The following is a 17,748-nucleotide window of genomic DNA, read 5'->3' on the forward strand; positions in this document are numbered from 1 at the left end:
CGGCGAGGGACGTTCAGTCGGCTCAGCCTGTGCGGCTCCATCTGACTGTCTGCGATGCGGAATCACGGATGGTCCGTCGAAGATGTGTGATGCATTCAAGAATGCGGCGACGGCGCCGAGGCCGGTAGGGGATAACGTCCCTATTCGACGCCCGTACCGGGACCGGGTCTGTTCATGGTCTCGCCCGTGGGCCGCCCTGTGTGCCGCCCTGTGTGCCGCGCACTGGTGGAAGCTCGTGGGGTGCGTGCTGCTCGTAGTGCGTACAGGATCGTCAGCAGATCGATACCTTCCTGGCCGACCGCGCCCGCGAGCGGGGGGACGAGTCCTACGGCTGCGCTCGCCATCAGCAGGACGCTCAGGCCGATGCCGATTCCGATGCTCTGCAGTGCGATTCGTAGGGTTCGTTTTCCGATGAGCACGGCCTCGGTGACTTTGGAGAGGTCGTCGACGGTGATGACGACGTCCGCTGATTCGCTGGCTGCCGTCGATCCTTTTGCCCCCATTGCTATCCCGATGTCTGCTGCTGCCAGGACCGGGGCGTCATTCACCCCGTCGCCGACCATGATCACGGGACGATCAGGGAGGTTCCGGACGATGTCGACCTTGTCCTTGGGCAGGCAACCGGCGTGGACCGTGCTCACGCCGGCCTGTCGTGCGATGTGCCGGGCGGTCGTCCCGATGTCTCCTGTGAGCATGAGGACCTGGTGCACGCCGAGCGCCCTGAGGGAGGTGATCGTCGTCGTCGCGGTACTGCGCAGGGCGTCACGGAGGCAGATGTATCCCGCGTACCGGTCTCCCACGCCCACGTATACGGCCGTTTCTCCTGGCGGCAGGGGCGCGTCCGGTACCGGTCCGACCGCCTCTTCCACGAACCGTCGTTTGCCGACGACGACCGTGGTGCCGGCAAGCCGGGCGTGCACCCCGTTGGTGGCGTGTTCCTGGGCGGACACGGCGGGGTGGAGCGTCCGTCCGCGGTGTGCGGCTTCGGCGGTGATGGCTGTGGCCAGGACGTGGGTGGAGTACTGCTCGGCGGACGCGGCAAGCTCGAGCACATCACCTTCTGTCAGCGGGGATGCTGTGGGGGCGAGCACGATCGATCCCACCAGCGGCGCGCCGGAGGTCAGGGTGCCGGTCTTGTCGAAGGCGATACTGCGGGCGCGGGCGAGCTGCTCGAGCGCTTGCGTGCTCCTGATGATGATGCCGGCGCCGGCAGCTCTGCTGATTCCCCCGAGGAACGCGACGGGGGCAGCGATCAGTAGGGGGCAGGGGGTCGCGGCGACCAGGACGGCGGCGGCCCGGGTCGGGTCCGCACTCGCCGCCCAGGACAATGCGGCGAGGACCAGGGCGAATCCGGTGAAGGGTAGCGCGAACCGGTCGGCGAGTCTGACCGTCGGTGATCGGCTGGCCGAGGCGTCGGCGACGAGTGCGACGATCTGGCTGTACTGGGACTGCGCAGGTGTCGCTGTGGCCCGCATGGTCAGTGCGTCGGCACCGTTCAGGGATCCACTGAGGATGTGTGCGCCCCGGGCATAGTCGGTCGGCAGGCTTTCGCCGGTGAGCATGGACTCGTCGAGCGACGCCGACGCCGTCATCAGGGTCCCGTCCGCGGGGACGGTTTCCGCCGGTCGTACCAGTAGGAGGTCGCCCACCTAGAGCTCACCGATGGGCACGTCCTCGATCACGGTGTCGTCGCCGGCTCCGTCGTCGCTCTTGCTCCCCGGTGGGGCGGCGGCTATTCGATGAGCCGTGTGGGGTGCCCGCTCGAGCAGCACCCGCAACTCGGTCTGGGCGCGGGTGGAGGCGAACTCGTCCAGTGCCTGTCCGCCGGCGATCATCAGGACCACGACGAGGCTGGCGTAGTGTTCCCCCGTGGCGGCTGTGGCGATGATGGCCATCAGCGCGAGGAGGTCCACACCCCAGTGCCCCTGCCGCACGTCCTTGAGCATCGCGTAGGCCTGGACGACGGCGACGGTCAGGGAGTAGGACGTCGCGAGGATCCGCGCGGGGACGTCGGACCCGGTCAGATCCAGGAGAAGTGTCAGTCCGCCGACCATGCAGGTGACGAGGACCAGCCAGGGGAGCCCTCCGGGCCACCCCTTCCTGCGTGCCCCATCCACCGCAGGCAGTGCCCCGCGCGGCTGCTCGTGCGGTGCACGGGATCGGGAGAAGGCGGACGCCCGGTGCGGCGTCGGCGTGTGGCTCGCGTCGGTGGGCGCGTCAGGCAGCACCGCTCCAACGGTCCTCGACGGAGGCCCCTTTCCTGCAGGAGTGGTCACGGAAGGATCTTCAGGGCGGTGTTCCAGTTGAAGTGGGGGTGTGCGTCGCCGACCTGCAGTCCCATGACCAGGAGCATCGTTGCCTCGAGTTCACGTGCGCGGCGCAGGGGACCCACGTCGACGGGGCGCATGCCGGAGGCGGCGACAAGCCTGCCGACCGCCGCCTTGGCGTCCTCGGAGTCTCCCGCGAGGAACACATCCAGCGGCTCACCGGCCACCCTGCCCTCGTGGAGGGTGGCGGCGAACACGGTGTTGAAGGCTTTGACGACGTCCGCTCCTCCTCCCAGCAGCTCGGCGGTCTGCTCGCCGGAGGAGATGCCCGGGGGCGTGAGGAGGCGATCGAAGCCGGCGACGTCGACGGGGTTGCTGATGTCGACCACGATCTTGCCGTCCAGGCCCGACCCGTATTCGAGGATGACCTCCTTGACGTCGGCATAGGGAACGGCGAGGACCACGACATGACCCTCGATGGGCTCCCCCGGAAAACCGCCCTGGACGCCCGGACCGAGCTCTTCGACCAGGGCGCGTGTCTGGAGTCCGTTCCGGCCCAGGATCTTCACCTGGCATCGGGCGTGAAGCATCCTGATGGCGATGCCACGGGCCATCCGCCCGCTTCCGATGATCGTTACAGTGCTCATGTCAATCTGCCTTTCCAGAAGGCCGCCCGGTAGTGCGGCGAGAATCCACCGATGCAACATGCGCGCCAGCCTAGGCGGCAGCACCAGTGCAGTGGAGGGGCCATTGGTCCCGAACATGGAGGGGTCTTCGGTTTCGGACACGGCGGGGCAGCACCGATCCGTCCAGCGGTACTCACCCTTGTTCCGATGTGACCTCGAGGTTGTTGTAGACAGCGCGGACGGTCGGCTCGCACCAGCAGGCGAGGCCGGCTCGTGACCTCTCCTCAGGGGTCGGAACCATTCCGGACAGCACCACGGTGCCTTCGTTCACGGCGAGGTCCAGGGCAGCGTATGGCGCAGCCCTGCGAACAGCGCACCGCAGCACTTCTTCAAGAGATGCGGGGTCCTGTGAGCCACGTGCCCTTACACCGCCCGTCGTCGGGTCGCCGCCGATTGGAATATCCACCCGTCCACTGTGTGCCGTGATACGGGGCGGCCAGCAGGGCCCAAAGTCCTTTCATCCGTGCTGAGCGAGGGATGCTTTTCCAGGGCGACGACTGACGGGACTTTAGGCCCTAGTAGCTGGCGGTCGACTCGGGTTCGATAGGCGTCAGGCAAAAATTTGCCGCTGTGATCGACTCGCCGGCGGCCACCGATCCTGGAGGTTTCCATCATGACCGCTATCAGTACGATCTGGACAAGGATCGACCCAACGGTGCAGCAGTGGATCCTCGACAACCCCGGCAGCATCGTGCTGCCGCGCACGCTGGTCAACCGGGTCGAAGCGACGACCGGTGAGGCACTGCGCATCGATCAGCACGGAGAGTACTGGTTCTCGGAGGAAGAACTGGTGTTCCTCAAAGCCCGCCGTCGAGCAGCAGCACTGGAGGGCCTTCCCGCACCCGACTCCGGCCTCGTCCCATCGGATGAGTACGCGGAGGCACTGGACCGGTGAAGCTACGATCGAAGGCATCCGTGGGGACAACCCCGAACACCACCAGCGACGCAGGAATGGGCCGCGTCGAAGCGCTATGGGACAAGACGCCTCGTCAGCGTGCCATGGCGATGCATCCGTCGGCTTCGGGCCGAAAGCTGGACGTCCTCGTCAGCGCCGACACCGACCTGAACAGGGTTCGCGTCGTCGTCCATGGTCGCCTGTCGCAGGCGAATCTCCACGGCCTCGAGCTGGTGGTGCGCCGGGCTGCCGCCCTGTCACCGGATGTGAACGTGGTCCTGGATCTCAGCGGAGCACAGGTATCGGACTCGCTGCGTGCGGAACTGCACGACGGCTCGATCGGTGCCACGCTGCTCTCGACCTTGGCCCCCTTCGTAAGGTCGCGCCTGCGCGTCATACCTCCACTCACCGAGTAGATCCATCGGCTACGACAGGTCGACCGCCAGTACTGTGGCTGCGATCACCGGGACTGTACGACGGCGGCAGAGCGCGCCGGGCAGTGCCGGCACTCGGGGAAAGCCGCTCACCGGACCGTCCCTGTGCTGTCGACGGGTGAGACGGGTGATGGGTCCGGGGCTGCGACCAGGGCGCCACGCGTGCTGCGCTGCAGCTCGTGCAGGAGGTCGGCGAGGTCTCCCTGCCGCACTTCGTGTTCGCGCACGCGTGCCCTGAGATCTCCCAGGGTGATGTCGTAGATCCGTTCGTCCGGGCGGTTGTGCTCGTCCTGCTGGGCGCTGCGAAGTGCTGCTTCCCAGTGGTCACAGCGGGACTGTGGCAGGTCCACGGACCAGCGGCGGGTCAGACCCGCAAAACCGCCGCTCTGGGTGACGGTAAGGCGCATGCGTCGGCCTCCTCCAGGGCAGGTCTCAGGAGCACCAGAACCAGCCGGGCGGGCGCCAACCAGCTGGAACCGTGTGGTCCCGGCTGCGTCCGCAGCGGGTGCAGCAGTATCGTGTACGTGCCGGTTTGAGGCTGCCATTGGGTAGGACAACAGGTTCGGAGTACTCGGAATAGACGAGTGCGTCGTCCGAGCCGCACGTCAGGCAGACCGGCGCGAGGGCGCGCGGGCTCCTGACCTGAGCGGCCCGCGCCCGAATGGCTTTCCGGTCGAGAAAGGTCCTCCCGGGATCGATCAGGGGCTGGGGCGTGACCATCACATCCTCCTGGCTGTGTGCTCGTATCTGAGGTGCAGCGGCTGGTTCATCTGCGTACCGATCAGCGACTAGTGCGTGGTGTGGAGTCGACGCCCGCGCAGGTGGGTGGGCTTCAGGGCGAAGAAGAGGTCCCGTAGGCCGGGGGCCCACGGCTCCTCGGCGACCTTCCCCCACAGCGTGGTCAGGAGATCGGGGTCCTCGACGCGGATCGCCGGCCCGTTGGCCAGGATGGTCCAACCGCTCTGCGTGGTGGTGTCCGCGAAGTCGGTCTGGAATGCTGCGTGCTCGAGATAGCTCGTCGCGATGATGCCGTCGGCCCTGGTCCTGAAGTACACGTGCTCATCGAGCACGAAGTAGTTGACGGGAAAGATCTCCAACAGTCCCTCGCGGAAGAATCCGAGCCGCCCCATCGACTGTGTGGTCGCCAGCGCCCAGCACTGCGACGGTGTGAGTGCCTCTGAGGCATGCAAGGCGCCGGGGGTCTCCCAGTAGTTGTCCTGGCTCGGGGGTGTTGTCATGATGCCGTCCTTCATCTGGCCCCGAACACCGGTGATCCCGGAGAGGGGTGCTTGGTGTCGACGTTACGAAGAGTTCTGCATCCACATCAGGGCCGAAAGGCCCTGATCAGCCGTCGGTGACTCTGTGAAGGTGGAGCTGTGGTGGAGATGTGGTGGAGAGGCAGCCGGCTGTCCGAAGGACTGGCAGGGCGCCGGGCGCACGTGCTGGTGGCGCCGTCTCCCCGCATCCCGACACCCCCATTCGCGGCACCCCAGAAGATCCCGCAGCGCTCAGTGCGGCGCCTTGCCGGTTCTGATCGCATCAAGGAAGGACACTCGTGAGAGCTCTCCAGTACAGGACCATCGGCTCGGCCCCGGAGGTCGTGGACGTCCCCACCCCCGTTCCGGGCCCGGGGGAGGTGCTGCTGCGCGTGACCGCCGCAGGGGTCTGCCATTCGGATGAGTTCATCATGGGTCTTCCCGAGGACCAGTACGTCTACGGGCTTCCGCTGACACTCGGTCATGAAGGTGCGGGCACCGTCGCCGCCCTGGGCGAGGGCGTGAAGGGGGTCAGCGTGGGCGAATCGGTCCTCGTGTACGGGCCGTGGGGCTGCGGGCGCTGTTACCCGTGCTCTCGCGGCGAGGAGAACTACTGCGAGAACGCCGCCTCCGAGGGGATTCGCCCGCCAGGCCTCGGGGCGCCGGGGGCGATGGCCGAGTACCTCCTGGTCGATGATGCCCGGCACCTCGTGCCGCTGGGGGATCTCGATCCGGTGGCGAGCGTCCCACTCACCGACGCGGGGCTGACCCCGTACCACGCGATCAAGAAGAGCCAGCCGCTGCTGGTCCCCGGATCGGTGGTGATCGTGATCGGGGTCGGCGGCCTCGGGCATGTTGCCGTCCAGATCCTCCGCGCGATCACCCCGAGCCTGGTGATCGCCCTCGACACGGCCGAGGACAAGGTTGAGCTTGCTCGGTCTGTAGGTGCCCACTTCGGGTTCATCACAGGCGGGGGAGACGACGCTATGTCCACCGTCGAGGAGGAGATCCGCGCCCTGTCCGGGGGGCGGGGCGCCACGGCCGTCTTCGACTTCGTGGGTATCCAGGCCACCACGGATCTCGCGGCCCGCCTGGTCGCTGTCGGTGGCGAGATCGCCATCGTCGGTGTGGGTCCGGGAACCGTGAACGTCGGATTCTTCTCCACGCCCTGGGAATCATCGGCCAGGGCACCGTACTGGGGGTCTCGACCGGAACTCATGGAGGTCCTGGAGCTGGCGCGCTCGGGCAGGATCACCGTCGAGGTCGAACGCTTCAGCCTTGAGGAGGCACCCCGCGCCTACGAGCGGCTTCAGGCCGGGACCATCAGGGGACGGGCCGTCATCGTTCCCGCCGACCACCAGGACAGCGAGGACCCCTCATGACAACGCTCCTCCCCGAGGTGAAGGCAGAGGCACCCGCGATCCGGCAGGCAGAACCGATGCTCGTCGCGATGCGTGATCCCGCAACGGACCGGTTCGCCGTTGACTGGGCCGCTCACCGGGCAGCCTCGCTCAACGCCCCGCTGACACTCCTGCACGCTATTGCTGACCCCTCGCTGATGCCTCCTGGCATTTCCTACGGGGACGAGGTGATCGCAGGCCGGGCGATGATCAATCGGGAGGCGGAGAGGGTCACCCACCGTTACCCGTGCCTGCGGGTCGGCACCTATCTGCACTGCGGGGATGTCGTCGAGGCCCTTCTGGGCCTCTCCGCGTCCGCGCCGATGATCGTCGTCGGCGCGGATCGGAAGGATCCCGCAAGCGGTGAGTTCAAAGGTTCCGTAGCGGTGCAGGTAGCGCTGAACTCGAGCACGCCGGTTGTCGTCGTGCCACCGGGGCAGGTTCATCTGCCGGTGACCGGCGAGAACCCGGGAGGAGTGGTCGTGGGTGTGGACGGCTCCGAGGTGTCCCATGCGGCGCTCACCAGAGCGGCTGAGGAAGCCCATCTGATCACCACGAGCCTGACCGTGGTGACCGCGCTGGGCGCATCACCGGAGCGCATGGCGGTCGGCGCGTCGACGATGCTCCTGGAGGTGAGGGAGCGTTACCCGCACCTGTCGGTGAGCTGGATCGTCGATGACCTGCGTACTCCTGCGCAGGCCCTCGCGCTGTACGGTGCAGGTTCGGACCTGCTGGTGATCGGCCGTCACGGATCGGGTGCACGATCAGCGATGTCCCTCGGGTCGGTGACCCACACGCTTCTGCTGGAGCCGCCGTGCCCGACCCTCGTCGTCACTCGTCGTGAGCCGGAGCCGCGTGTCGGTGCGACGCCGCAGGGACAGGCGTAAACGCGCGTCCGCTGATCGTCTCCGGGACCAGGCGCATGAACCGGTCCTTCCGGCCCATCTCCCACGGGTGCAGGGGCAACTGCACCGTGGCCAGCAACTCCGGTGTCTGGTTGATGGTCGCCGCGTGGCCCTTGACGACCACGCTCCACACAAGGGTGCCGTCATCGAGGAGGCCGTCGGTCTCGAACGCGACGGCCGCCCTCTCGGAGAAGCGCGATTTCGTCCCTTCGGAGGTCCGGAACACGATCGACCCGTGATCCACGACGAAATTGACGGGAAAGATCTCCGGGCTTCCCTGCACGCACAAGGCCAGGCGCCCGAACGGGGCCTCCCGGAGTAATTTCCAGCATTCGTGTGCTGCAAGGATTTTGGTGGGTGTAGTCTCGGCTTCCATGGATCGACAGTACGAAGCGACCGGCGCGCCGACTAGGGCCCTCTGACCCTGTTACCGTCAACGATCAGGTCTCGTCACCATTCGACGACGCGTGACTCCCGTGGGGGCGGGCCGGCACGTGGCAGGACGGAGAGCGGACATGACCACGTATTCAGCAGAACCGCCGACGGACGCATCCGCGGAATCGGTGGCGCCGGCGGGCGTGGAGAACCTTCTGGCTGCCTTCGCCGCCATCGCGGACGACCTGGGGCTCGACACCGTCCTGGAGCGCGTCATCGCCGCTGCGTGCCACCTCGTCGACGCACGTTTCGGCGCCCTGGGCGTCATCGGCCCGGATCGTATGCTGAGCCACTTCATCACCGTCGGTCTCGCGGATGAGGAGATTCGGCGCATCGGTCCGCTACCGACAGGGCACGGCGTCCTGGGCCTGCTGATCACCGAGCCCCACCCCCTGCGACTTTCGGACCTGCGTGAGCATCCCCTCGCCTACGGCTTTCCCGCCGGACACCCGCAGATGACGTCCTTCCTGGGTGTCCCACTCCGCATCCATGACCGGATCTTCGGCAACCTGTACCTGACGGAGAAGAACGGTGGGGCGGACTTCTCCGACGCGGACGAACAGCTCGTCGTCTCGCTCGCCTCCGCGGCGGGCGTCGCGATCGAGAACTCGCGCCTCTTCGATGAAGCGAGCCGGCGGACACGCTGGCTGGAAGGCGGGCTCAACGCGGTGAGGGAACTGCTGGGCGAGCACGATGGAGCCCGCAATGATCCGGAGATCCTCACCACCCATGCCCTGAACGCCTCGCACAGTATCCTGGCCGCCGTCCTCAGGGAATTCGGCAACAAGGGGGAATTGATGTGTGAAGCGGTGGACGGTGTGGAGATCGAAGCCTTCCTCGGGCGACGAAGCCATGACATGGGGCTGGTGAACAAGCTGCCGACCAGCCTGTCACCGGTCCTGCTGAGCGCCGACGAGATCGCGGAGGTGCTTCCCGGCGCCCCGGCAGGCACGATCGGGACAGCGCTGTGCTGCAGGCTTCCCGGCGAGGGCGACAGGCGCTTCCTCATCATCGGCCGCGCACCGGGCGCTGCCCCGTTCATCGATGTCGACCACGAGATGATGCGCTCCTTCGCCTCCCATGTGTCCCTGGCCCTTGAACTGCTGCGGGTCCACCGCCAGCGGGAACAGGAAGCAGTCTTCGGCGACCGCGACCGGATTGCACGGGACCTGCACGACCTGGTCATCCAGCGGCTCTTCGCCGCCGGACTCAGCATCCAGAGCCTGCGCAAGTACACCCCGGATGTGGAGGCCTTGAACCGGATCTCTGCGGTGACGACGGAACTGGACGCGACCATCAGGGAACTGCGCGACACCATCTACTCGCTGCGTTCGGTTCCGCAGGTCACCCCGACCTTCACCTCGACGGTCTTCTCCCTCGTGGCTGATGCCTTCGACGGACACGACCTCGACCCTGTCCTCCAGCTCTCCGGCCCCCTGGATGCTGCAGTCGATGACGAGCGGGCCGACCACGTGCGGGCCGTGCTGCTCGAGGGGCTGTCGAACGCGCTGCGCCATGCCGAGGCGCACGCCATCACCGTGACACTGCGTGCACGGGGGGAGCACCTGGAACTGAGGATCACCGACGACGGCCGCGGCTTCGAGAACCCCAGCCGCAGCAGCGGACTGGCCAACATGAAGCGCCGCGCGGAACTGTGCGACGGTTCACTGTCCATCACCAGCACGTCGGGCGGAGGGACCGACGTCCGCCTCGAGATTCCCCTGGCTGCTAACGAGGGGACGAGCCCACCGGTCTCGAGATGAAGACCGCGGCCTGGGTGCGGCGCTGGAAGCCCAGCTTCGACAGCAGCGACGACACATAGTTCTTCACCGTCTTCTCCGCCAGGAACAGCTCCGTGCCGATCTCCCGGTTGGTCAGTCCGGCACCGATGAGTGCCAGGACCTTCTTCTCCTGGCTCGTCAGCCCTGCCAATCGTGGATCCTCGGCGGGAGCGTCACGAAGCCCGGTGATGATCCGTTCCTTGACCCCGGCGTCGAACAGGGATTCTCCCGACGCTGCGCGGCGAACCTTATCGATCAGGTCCGACCCGAGGATCTCCTTCAGGATGTACCCGGACGCCCCAGCCAACACGGCACCTCGCAGCGCCTGATCATCGTCATAGCTGGTCAGGATCACGCAGGACAGTGAAGGATCGATCGAGCGCACATCCCGACACACCTCGATCCCCGTGCCGTCGGGCAGCCTGGCGTCGAGGATCGCGACGTCCGGCGACAGGGCCGGGATCCTGCGGGTAGCCTCCTCGGCAGATCCCGATTCTCCGATCACGGAAAAACCCTCTCCCTCGAGGAGCTCCCGCAACCCGCGCCGGACCAGCTCATGATCGTCCAGGAGAAACACCGTGATCATCTGGGCCTGCATGTCGCTCTGGGCGTTGTCCATCTCCGACTCCTCCGAAAGGCCGGACTCGAACCGGCCGAACACATCCTGTATCAGCACCATCATCACCTGCCGACGGGCTGCTCCGTCAGGGCCGAACGGCCCGAAGTCCGCGCGGGCCTTTCGGCCCTACCCGTGCTTCAGGGCCCGGGCGACGATGAAAACGTACGAGTTCACCGGACCCAGGAGCAGGACACGATCATGGACATGACCCCCTCACCCCGCAAGCCCCGCGTCATCGTGGTCGGTGTCGACGGCTCGGAGCCGTCGATCGCCGCGCTCGAACTGGCCGGCCGTCTCGTTCCCCTTGCCGGCGACGTCATCCGGGCGGTCGCCGTATGGCAGTACCCGGTCGGGTTCGGCACCTTCGCACCCCTCGACTGGAACCCGGACGAGCTCGCCGGGTCCGGCCTGGATTCCGCCCTGTCGGCGGCCTTCCAGGACGCGCCGCCCTGCCCGGTCGAGCGTAGGGTGCTGCAGGGTCCGGCGGCCCAGGTGCTCATTGAAGAGAGCCGGGACGCGTCGATGGTCGTGGTCGGCTCCCGAGGGCACGGCGGCTTCGTGGGTCTCCTGCTCGGCTCCGTCAGTTCCGCCGTCGCCGAACGCTCCGCATGCCCGGTGCTCATCGCGCACGGCACGCTCCAGCTGCCCGAGGGCGAGCCCTCCGCGCCCGAGCCGATCACCGCTTCGGCATGACCTCCGGCGCCGAGGGCTCGGCAGCCCCTGCGGGTCCCGTCCAGCGCAAGCCGGTGTTCGTCGGATACGACGGCTCGGACGCCTCGAAGCGGGCGGTTCTGTGGGCTGCCGGCTATGCCGGAGCGGCACAGCTGCCGCTCGTCGTCGTGCACTGCTGGGTGTGGCCGTTCTTCACCCAGGACCTCGGGCCCGTCGCGGGCATCCAGGACAGCGGCCTCCGCCGGGAAGCTCAGAGGGTCGCCGCTGAAGGCCAGGACCTGGCCGTACAGGCGGAGCCCGACCTGGACGTGAGTAAGCGCCTGGTCGCGGGATTCCCTGCTGAGGTGCTCACCAGGCTCTCAGCGGAAGCCTCCCTGCTGGTCACGGGAACACGCGGGCTCGGAGGGTTCGCGGGGCTGCTGGTCGGATCGGTGAGCCTCCACCTCGCGTCCAGTGCTTCCTGCCCGATCATGGTCGTTCGTGAAGAGCACCCGGACCACGACTCCGTGGTGGTCGCGGTCGACGGTTCACCAGAGAGTGAGAGGGCGGTAGTCGTGGCGGCCGATCTCGCCCGCACCCTGCACACGTCCCTCCAACTCCTGCATGTTCGCGCCTATCGCAGGCATCCGCTGCCCGACCCCCTCCTCGGGGAGGGGGAACCGGTCCTGGAGCGGGCTTCCGCCCTGCTCGGGGAGCGCGCCGGCATCGAGGTGAGCCAGGACCTCGTCATCGCCCCCTCTGTTCCTGGCATGATCGTGCAGCGTGCGCAGAACGCTGCCTGCGGCGTCCTCGGGGCCAAGGGCAGCAACACCCTGGGTGCTCGGCTGGGGTCCACCGTCCACGCCGTGCTCCACCACGCCCGAGGCAACGTCGTCGTCGTCCGGTGAGACGGCGGACCAGCGGCGCTCGGGCGAGACCTGGGCACGGCTCGCCCGCTGCCCGAGAAGGGGATGCTTTACTGCTCTCATGACGGATATCCCAGGTCACGGCAGTGAGCCGCATGACGGCAGCGTCGCGGCACGATTGAACTGGCTGCGTGCTGCCGTTCTCGGCGCGAACGATGGCATCGTCTCGACCGCTGCCACGGTGGTGGGTGTCGCCGGGGTGACGAACGCACTGGCGCCCATCCTGGTCGCGGGCACGGCCGCCGTGGTCGGTGGTTCGGTGTCCATGGCGCTCGGTGAGTACGTGTCGGTCAGCAGCCAGAAGGACAGCCAGGAGGCACTGATCGAGAAGGAGCGCCAGGAGCTGCGCGATGACCCCGAGGGGGAACTGATCGAGCTCGCCGGGCTGTACGAGCAGAAAGGCCTCGCTCCGGAGACGGCCCGCCAGGTCGCGGCCGAACTGACAGGACACGACGCCCTTGCCGCGCACCTGTCGGCGGAACTGAACATCGACGAACTCGAGGTGGTGAATCCGTGGCACGCGGCGTTCGCATCGGCGGCGTCCTTCGCGGCCGGGGCCGTCCTGCCCCTACTGGCGATCCTCCTGCTGCCGGCAAGCATCCGTATCCCTATCACTTTCGTGGCGGTCCTCATCGCGTTGGCCGTCACCGGAACCATCAGTGCCCACGTCGGTGGCAGTTCACGACGACGGGCGACGGCGCGCCTCGTGATCGGCGGGGCGCTCGCGATGGCTTTCACCTTCCTGGTGGGAACTCTCCTGGGCACCACGGGCATCGCCTGAGAGCGGGCGACACGGGACAGGGTGCGTCCCTTCGCGGCCCCCGTCACAGGCTGTTGAGGGCGATGTGCACGACCGAGGGGGCGAGCAGGTTGCGCGTGCGTTCGAACAGGATCCCGAGCCCGAGTCCCAGGAGTGATTGCTGGACGATGGTGACGGCAATGGCCGGCAACAGTCCCGCATGGCCGGTATTGGTGTAGCCGGCCCCGAGGTGCCAGAGGCCGAACACCAGTGCCTGCAGGACCAGTGCCCACCCCGGACCGGCGAGCAGTCGCAGCCGGGTCTGCAGGAGGCCCCGGAACAGGAACTCCTCGAGGAAACCGTTCTGCATGGAATTGGATGCAAAGGCACCGAACAGCCTGACGATCGACTGTTGCCCACTGATCACGGTGAACGCGAACCGGACCACCGGCAGCGCGCAGCTGATGACCAGCGTCCGCCCCACGCGGTGACCCCTGGTGAAGCCCAGATCCGGCAGGCGTGCGCCGGCCAGTAACAGCACGATCAGAGGAATGAGCACATAGGTGACGGGGTTGACCACGAACGTGCCAAGACCTTCGCCGAACCATCGTTCCCCCAGGTCCCGCAGCCGCTCGACCAGGGGCGTCCACCCCGGGATGCCCGAATGGCCCTCGATGACACCGTGAAAGGCAAGGTTGCTCCACCCAGTAAGGGCGACGAAGACAGACACCAGCCCGAGTTGCACCCACGCACGACGGCGTGCAGGGCCGGGAGCGAGGATCACCGCTCGTGCCGGTCTCGTGGTTCCCACGACCAGCAAGCCGATCAGGAGCAGGACGACGCCGACCGAGATGCCGGCTACCGGCACGCCGTATCCACCCACGGCGAGTACAAGGACGGAGGCGAGCCACACCACGGCGTAGAACCAGGCGGGTTCCGAGGTCGCGACCGCTCTCAGTGCACGGCCGGTCTCGGTGTGAATGCGCAGTCGGGGGCCGGCGTCACGGATGTGGTGCTCCGTTCGTTCTCCGCCCGACAGGTCGGCGGGGACAGGACTTTGATCGCTGCCGCAGCTCGATCGGGTACGGACGGCCGGGCCTGGGCAGTCATGCCCGTAAGGTAGCCAGTGTGTTCGCAACCAGGGGCACGACCGCTTCCGGGTCGCGCCGGAACGGCACATCGAGTGCGGCCCGGAGGAACCAGCGAACCTCCAGGAGGGGCGATTTCACCGTGGGGGCAGGAACAGCGGGTACAGCGAGAGTGAAGGGTATGTCCGGATCACTGGATGCGGTCAGGGGTATGCGAACCTCACTCACCACCGTGTCCTCGACGAGGAATTCTCCGGCGTAGCGCTCCTGCTGCGGGCGTTGACCGGCCCAGAACATCACTTCCTCCTGCATGACGATGCTCAGGGTCAGGGCGCGCGCCTTGGCTTCGCTCACCGCTGCGATGCCGGAGAGTTCCACCCCTGGATACACGGAGTGCGTCGACAGCTGCGCCAGTCGCAGGGACGGCTCGAAGTGCTCACCTCGGTCTGTGTCGGCCTTCGACCCGACACCGCCTGCGAGGCCACCGGCAGCACCACCGCGATGGACGGTCAGCGGGTGGTGGCGTACCACGTCCTCATTGCCCTCGGTGGATACCCGGACACGCACGGACCAGGTGGAGACGATGAGCTTCCCGTGAATCGTCGGTATCGCGTCAGCGGGCACGATCAGTTGGCTCGTCTCGTGGCAGGATTCACCTTCGCGCAAGGTGGTATCAGTTCCGACCTGGGCGCTCCCGATGTCCCGCGATGTGCGCTCGGCGGCACGGAAGGTGCCGCCGTACACGTTCCCGTGGGTCTGGGTGAGGCTCAATGAGTGTACGAGCGTGAACTGCACAGCTGTCACCCGCACCCGGCGGGCCGCACGGATCTCGACGCTCACGGGAGTGCTGTGGCCCAGGGTTGCGGTACCCTCCGTGCCACGCAGCAGGAGAGAAACATCCAAGAGGTGGTGCGAGTCGATAAGTGACATGGGAGGGCCTTCCTGCGTCAATGAGGGTGCGACGATGATCGGCTGATCATTCGGATGATTCTCCTGATCGCGGTGACCACGAAAATGCCGAGGCCGACCTTGTACAGCACGGCGCTGTCGATCATTGCCCCGCCGATGTCCCGCGCCAGGACGGGCAACTCGTGGGTCGTCGATCTGACGTCGCCCGCGTGATGGACCAAAGAGATCATGGAGCAACCTTCCCAGCTACGGGTCTGCAGGACATGGGTCTTAAGTCACGAGCTGGGCTGATCGCGGGCGACCGACGGGGAGCTGAGAACCTCCGGGTTCCTCAATCCGCGGCTACTCGAGGTACCCTTGCTGGTTCCTGTCGAGGTGTCCTGTGCGCTCGCGGGATCGGACTCGTCAGGGCCTGCCTGTCCGCGCGCCGGTGTTTCTGGGGTGTGGCGGACGTCCTGTAGGAGTGCCTGCACGTCGAGGATGATGGTGAGGTGCTGCTGGCTGAGCTGGATCAGCAGGTCGATCTCCTGTTTCGCGGCGGTGTCGGTCTCAAAGTCGTGTCGTGCCATGGCTGCGCTGATCGCGTCCTGCCGTTTCGCGGCGATGAGCAGGATTGCTCCTTGAAGCCCCGCGAGCATGGACAGGACCAGGTTGAGCAGGATGTAGGGGTACGGGTCCCACGAGTCGTCGTGCAGGACGATCGTGTTGATCAGCGCCCACAGCACCATCAGCGAGATGAAGATGGCGATGAATGGCCAGCTACCCATGCCGTTGCGCATGATGTCCGCGGCCCGCTGCCCGATCGTCAGGTTCTGGAGATGTTCCGCGTGCCAGTTCTGGTGCTTCATCGACGGTCTCCTGCCACAAACGCTCGCCATTCTCGTGGCACTACCGGCATCGTGTTCCCCGTTCCCACACTCATCCAGCGCATTCTGGTCCTTCTTCCTCGCTCAGGGCGGGCATACGATCTGCTGGTCCGACTCACCCGGCCCAGCGGGCACCGCTGGAGTCGGAAGACGCGTCCGCGTCAGCCGATGGGGCCGATCAGGGGTCGCTAGTAACTGTGACCTGTCGGTGCCGGCGGCCTGGCGTCCGTTGTCCCTTCTTCTTCCGCTTGCGGCGTCCAGGGCTCTGGCTCGTCCGGTCCCTGGTCCAGCCGGAACGGCGGGTACTCGTCGCGCAGCAGGAACACGTAGGTCAGCACCCGATAGGTCCAGCGGTAGACGCCCATCACGAGCCCGAACAGTGGGATGGGATACCGCGCCGCGAACAGCAGCGCGAACCCTGCGACGAGGACCAGCAGGCTCAGCAGCGATGGCCCGGATGCTCGAATGGTCTCACCTGGCCCGGCGCCGGTCCCGGTGGCTATGGTCCAGGACCAGGCGCCGGTCAGGCCCGCAAGAATGAGCAGGTGAGGTAGGGCCAGCAGCCACCACTTGACGAGGACCAGGCCGCGGTGCAGGCGCGGACGGTACGGAACGTGGAAGTCGGCCGGATAATCGCCGACGGGAGCCAGGGTGAAGGGAGGGTAACGGTCCGTCCCCAGTGCCGAGGTGTAGAACTGGACCCGCCAGGTCCAGCGAAAAACGCCCACTGCGAAAGTGAAGAGAGGCGCCGGGTAGCGGCCGGTGAACAGGATGACGAATCCCGCGGCCACCGTGCACACCCAGCAGGCCACCCAGAGCAGGCCTAGAACCACGGCGTGGGGAATCGCAAGGAACCACTTCACCAGCCAGAGCCAGCGTGACAGTCCTGGTTGCAGGTAGCCCGTCAGTCGAGCGGGATAGGGCAGCACATCCCGGGCAGGGTCACCGGAATCGGTGCGGTGCCGTTGACCCTCGAGCATCCGATCCGGGTCCCGCATGCTGGACCTGGACGGGTCCAACCCTCTGCCGAGCCCGACCGCCCCGGCGAGCACGAGGGGAACCCCGACCACCAGGAAGAGTGCCCCCGCCAGGAGCAGAGTCATTCCGATCGGGGCGAACAGGCTCGAGCGGAAGCCGGCCTGCAGGTCCACGGTCCCGCCCGGGCTCCCATCGGCGTTCATCACCACCACCGCCCAACTTCCGGCGCGCAGGTCCGCGGTGATCTCCTGCGTCCCCGTTCCGGAGGCCGACGCCGTCCAGATGGTCTGCTCGGCCGGCGGGGCTGGAGCAGCAGATCCCATCACCTCGCGGTAGCCTGCGCGGAACGGGTCGATTCGGACTTCGATCAGTTCCGTATGAGCCACGGACGACAGGTAGGTGTCCACGTCAGCTTGACGGGCGATACCGATGAAGACGGCCTGCCCTGCCGGGACACCCGTCGCCCGTAACTGCAGTGTCGCGATCCCTGCAGGAAGAGCCACGGGTCCTTCCGCGCTGCGCAGGTCTTCGAGCCGGGCAGAGGTCAGCGCGTACGTGTCGTACTCGAAACGCTCGGTGGAGGTGCTGAGGAAGTTGCCATCACGCTGCAGGCCGGCCAGGGCGGCCACGGCGGCACCGCCGATTCCCACACCGACGGCTATCGTAACGAGTAGGGCACCGATGAGAACCATGATGAGCGCACTGGCCGGCATGCGGGCAGTTCCCTGTGCGAGCGAGGTACTGGTAGAACGCGAGCTCATGACATGCCGTCCTTCTGTTGACTAGCGCGAGGGGGAAACGGTGAAAGCAGACGCGCCGCTGGAGGCGGCACCGGAGTCCCGGTGGAAGGACTGGCGGTCGTTGTATCCCCACCCTGTCCTTGCGGCAGCAGTTGGACTAGGGCTGAAAGGCC

At 66.9% G+C, this 17,748-nt stretch carries 21 protein-coding genes; 8 read left to right on the top strand and 13 right to left on the bottom strand.

Annotation, left to right across the window (positions count from 1 at the left end):
* Positions 1–140: 140 nt before the first annotated feature.
* From ACIQCY_RS16750 to ACIQCY_RS16765, 4 genes are all read right to left on the bottom strand, one after another.
* Positions 141–1,649: a heavy metal translocating P-type ATPase gene (locus ACIQCY_RS16750; RefSeq protein WP_400484989.1), complete on the bottom strand. Its 1,509-nt coding sequence runs from the start codon at positions 1,647–1,649 to the stop codon at positions 141–143.
* Positions 1,650–2,228 carry a hypothetical protein gene (locus ACIQCY_RS16755; protein ID WP_400484990.1) on the bottom strand — a complete coding sequence of 193 codons (579 nt, stop codon included), beginning with the start codon at positions 2,226–2,228 and terminating at the stop codon, positions 1,650–1,652.
* A gap of 44 nt (positions 2,229–2,272) precedes the next feature.
* The gene (locus tag ACIQCY_RS16760; protein ID WP_400484991.1) at positions 2,273–2,914 is read right to left on the bottom strand and encodes an NADPH-dependent F420 reductase; all 642 of its coding nucleotides are present in this window, start codon (positions 2,912–2,914) and stop codon (positions 2,273–2,275) included.
* 172 nt (positions 2,915–3,086) lie between these two features.
* Entirely contained in the window at positions 3,087–3,359 is a 273-nt protein-coding gene (locus tag ACIQCY_RS16765; RefSeq protein WP_400484992.1) for a BON domain-containing protein, read from the bottom strand.
* Between the two features lie 207 nt (positions 3,360–3,566).
* Here ACIQCY_RS16765 and ACIQCY_RS16770 point away from each other — a divergent pair, with 207 nt between their 5' ends.
* Positions 3,567–3,848 (top strand): hypothetical protein, encoded by a 282-nt coding sequence (locus ACIQCY_RS16770; RefSeq protein ID WP_400484993.1) that lies wholly within the window; start codon positions 3,567–3,569, stop codon positions 3,846–3,848.
* 20 nt (positions 3,849–3,868) lie between these two features.
* A complete protein-coding gene (locus ACIQCY_RS16775) occupies positions 3,869–4,264 on the top strand; it encodes a hypothetical protein (protein ID WP_400484994.1) in 396 nt (131 codons plus the stop codon).
* Positions 4,265–4,371: 107 nt separating this feature from the next.
* On the opposite strand, the gene ACIQCY_RS16780 is transcribed toward ACIQCY_RS16775, so the two are convergent.
* Both ACIQCY_RS16780 and ACIQCY_RS16785 read right to left on the bottom strand, forming a co-directional pair.
* Positions 4,372–4,689, bottom strand: a complete 318-nt coding sequence (locus ACIQCY_RS16780) for a protealysin inhibitor emfourin (RefSeq protein ID WP_400484995.1) — start codon at positions 4,687–4,689, stop codon at positions 4,372–4,374.
* Positions 4,690–5,070: 381 nt separating this feature from the next.
* Positions 5,071–5,520: a pyridoxamine 5'-phosphate oxidase family protein gene (locus tag ACIQCY_RS16785; RefSeq protein WP_400484996.1), complete on the bottom strand. Its 450-nt coding sequence runs from the start codon at positions 5,518–5,520 to the stop codon at positions 5,071–5,073.
* Positions 5,521–5,837: 317 nt separating this feature from the next.
* Between ACIQCY_RS16785 and ACIQCY_RS16790 the strand changes: the two genes are divergently transcribed.
* Entirely contained in the window at positions 5,838–6,920 is a 1,083-nt protein-coding gene (locus ACIQCY_RS16790) for an NAD(P)-dependent alcohol dehydrogenase (protein ID WP_400484997.1), read from the top strand.
* A complete protein-coding gene (locus tag ACIQCY_RS16795; protein WP_400484998.1) occupies positions 6,917–7,825 on the top strand; it encodes a universal stress protein in 909 nt (302 codons plus the stop codon). Before ACIQCY_RS16790 ends, ACIQCY_RS16795 begins: the two co-directional genes overlap by 4 nt.
* On the opposite strand, the gene ACIQCY_RS16800 is transcribed toward ACIQCY_RS16795, so the two are convergent.
* On the bottom strand, positions 7,770–8,219 hold the full coding sequence (locus ACIQCY_RS16800; RefSeq protein ID WP_400484999.1) for a pyridoxamine 5'-phosphate oxidase family protein: 450 nt from the start codon (positions 8,217–8,219) through the stop codon (positions 7,770–7,772). The two genes, ACIQCY_RS16795 and ACIQCY_RS16800, sit on opposite strands and share 56 nt — an antisense overlap.
* A 139-nt stretch (positions 8,220–8,358) precedes the next feature.
* Between ACIQCY_RS16800 and ACIQCY_RS16805 the strand changes: the two genes are divergently transcribed.
* Complete coding sequence (locus ACIQCY_RS16805; RefSeq protein WP_400485000.1) at positions 8,359–10,041, top strand: GAF domain-containing protein; 1,683 nt, start codon at positions 8,359–8,361, stop codon at positions 10,039–10,041.
* Here the strand turns inward: ACIQCY_RS16805 and ACIQCY_RS16810 are convergent.
* Positions 10,007–10,678: a response regulator gene (locus ACIQCY_RS16810; RefSeq protein WP_400485001.1), complete on the bottom strand. Its 672-nt coding sequence runs from the start codon at positions 10,676–10,678 to the stop codon at positions 10,007–10,009. The genes ACIQCY_RS16805 and ACIQCY_RS16810 overlap by 35 nt on opposite strands.
* A gap of 204 nt (positions 10,679–10,882) precedes the next feature.
* Between ACIQCY_RS16810 and ACIQCY_RS16815 the strand changes: the two genes are divergently transcribed.
* The 3 genes from ACIQCY_RS16815 (at position 10,883) to ACIQCY_RS16825 (ending at position 13,036) form a co-directional block, all read left to right on the top strand.
* Positions 10,883–11,371 (top strand): universal stress protein, encoded by a 489-nt coding sequence (locus ACIQCY_RS16815; RefSeq protein ID WP_400485002.1) that lies wholly within the window; start codon positions 10,883–10,885, stop codon positions 11,369–11,371.
* Entirely contained in the window at positions 11,368–12,237 is an 870-nt protein-coding gene (locus ACIQCY_RS16820) for a universal stress protein (protein WP_400485003.1), read from the top strand. The genes ACIQCY_RS16815 and ACIQCY_RS16820 overlap by 4 nt, the downstream gene beginning before the upstream one ends.
* 79 nt (positions 12,238–12,316) lie before the next feature.
* Positions 12,317–13,036 (top strand): VIT family protein, encoded by a 720-nt coding sequence (locus ACIQCY_RS16825; RefSeq protein ID WP_400485004.1) that lies wholly within the window; start codon positions 12,317–12,319, stop codon positions 13,034–13,036.
* Positions 13,037–13,079: 43 nt separating this feature from the next.
* Here the strand turns inward: ACIQCY_RS16825 and ACIQCY_RS16830 are convergent, their stop codons facing one another.
* The 5 genes from ACIQCY_RS16830 to ACIQCY_RS16850 form a co-directional block, all read right to left on the bottom strand.
* Entirely contained in the window at positions 13,080–13,910 is an 831-nt protein-coding gene (locus tag ACIQCY_RS16830; RefSeq protein ID WP_400485005.1) for a lysostaphin resistance A-like protein, read from the bottom strand.
* 190 nt (positions 13,911–14,100) lie between these two features.
* Positions 14,101–15,012: a hypothetical protein gene (locus tag ACIQCY_RS16835; RefSeq protein WP_400485006.1), complete on the bottom strand. Its 912-nt coding sequence runs from the start codon at positions 15,010–15,012 to the stop codon at positions 14,101–14,103.
* A gap of 17 nt (positions 15,013–15,029) precedes the next feature.
* Entirely contained in the window at positions 15,030–15,221 is a 192-nt protein-coding gene (locus ACIQCY_RS16840; RefSeq protein ID WP_400485007.1) for a hypothetical protein, read from the bottom strand.
* Positions 15,222–15,266: 45 nt separating this feature from the next.
* Entirely contained in the window at positions 15,267–15,839 is a 573-nt protein-coding gene (locus ACIQCY_RS16845; RefSeq protein ID WP_400485008.1) for a DUF1003 domain-containing protein, read from the bottom strand.
* 206 nt (positions 15,840–16,045) lie between these two features.
* The gene (locus tag ACIQCY_RS16850; protein ID WP_400485009.1) at positions 16,046–17,596 is read right to left on the bottom strand and encodes a DUF4389 domain-containing protein; all 1,551 of its coding nucleotides are present in this window, start codon (positions 17,594–17,596) and stop codon (positions 16,046–16,048) included.
* Positions 17,597–17,748 lie beyond the last annotated feature (152 nt).

Source organism: Arthrobacter sp. NPDC092385, from assembly GCF_044755105.1.
GTDB lineage: Bacteria > Actinomycetota > Actinomycetes > Actinomycetales > Micrococcaceae > Arthrobacter_D.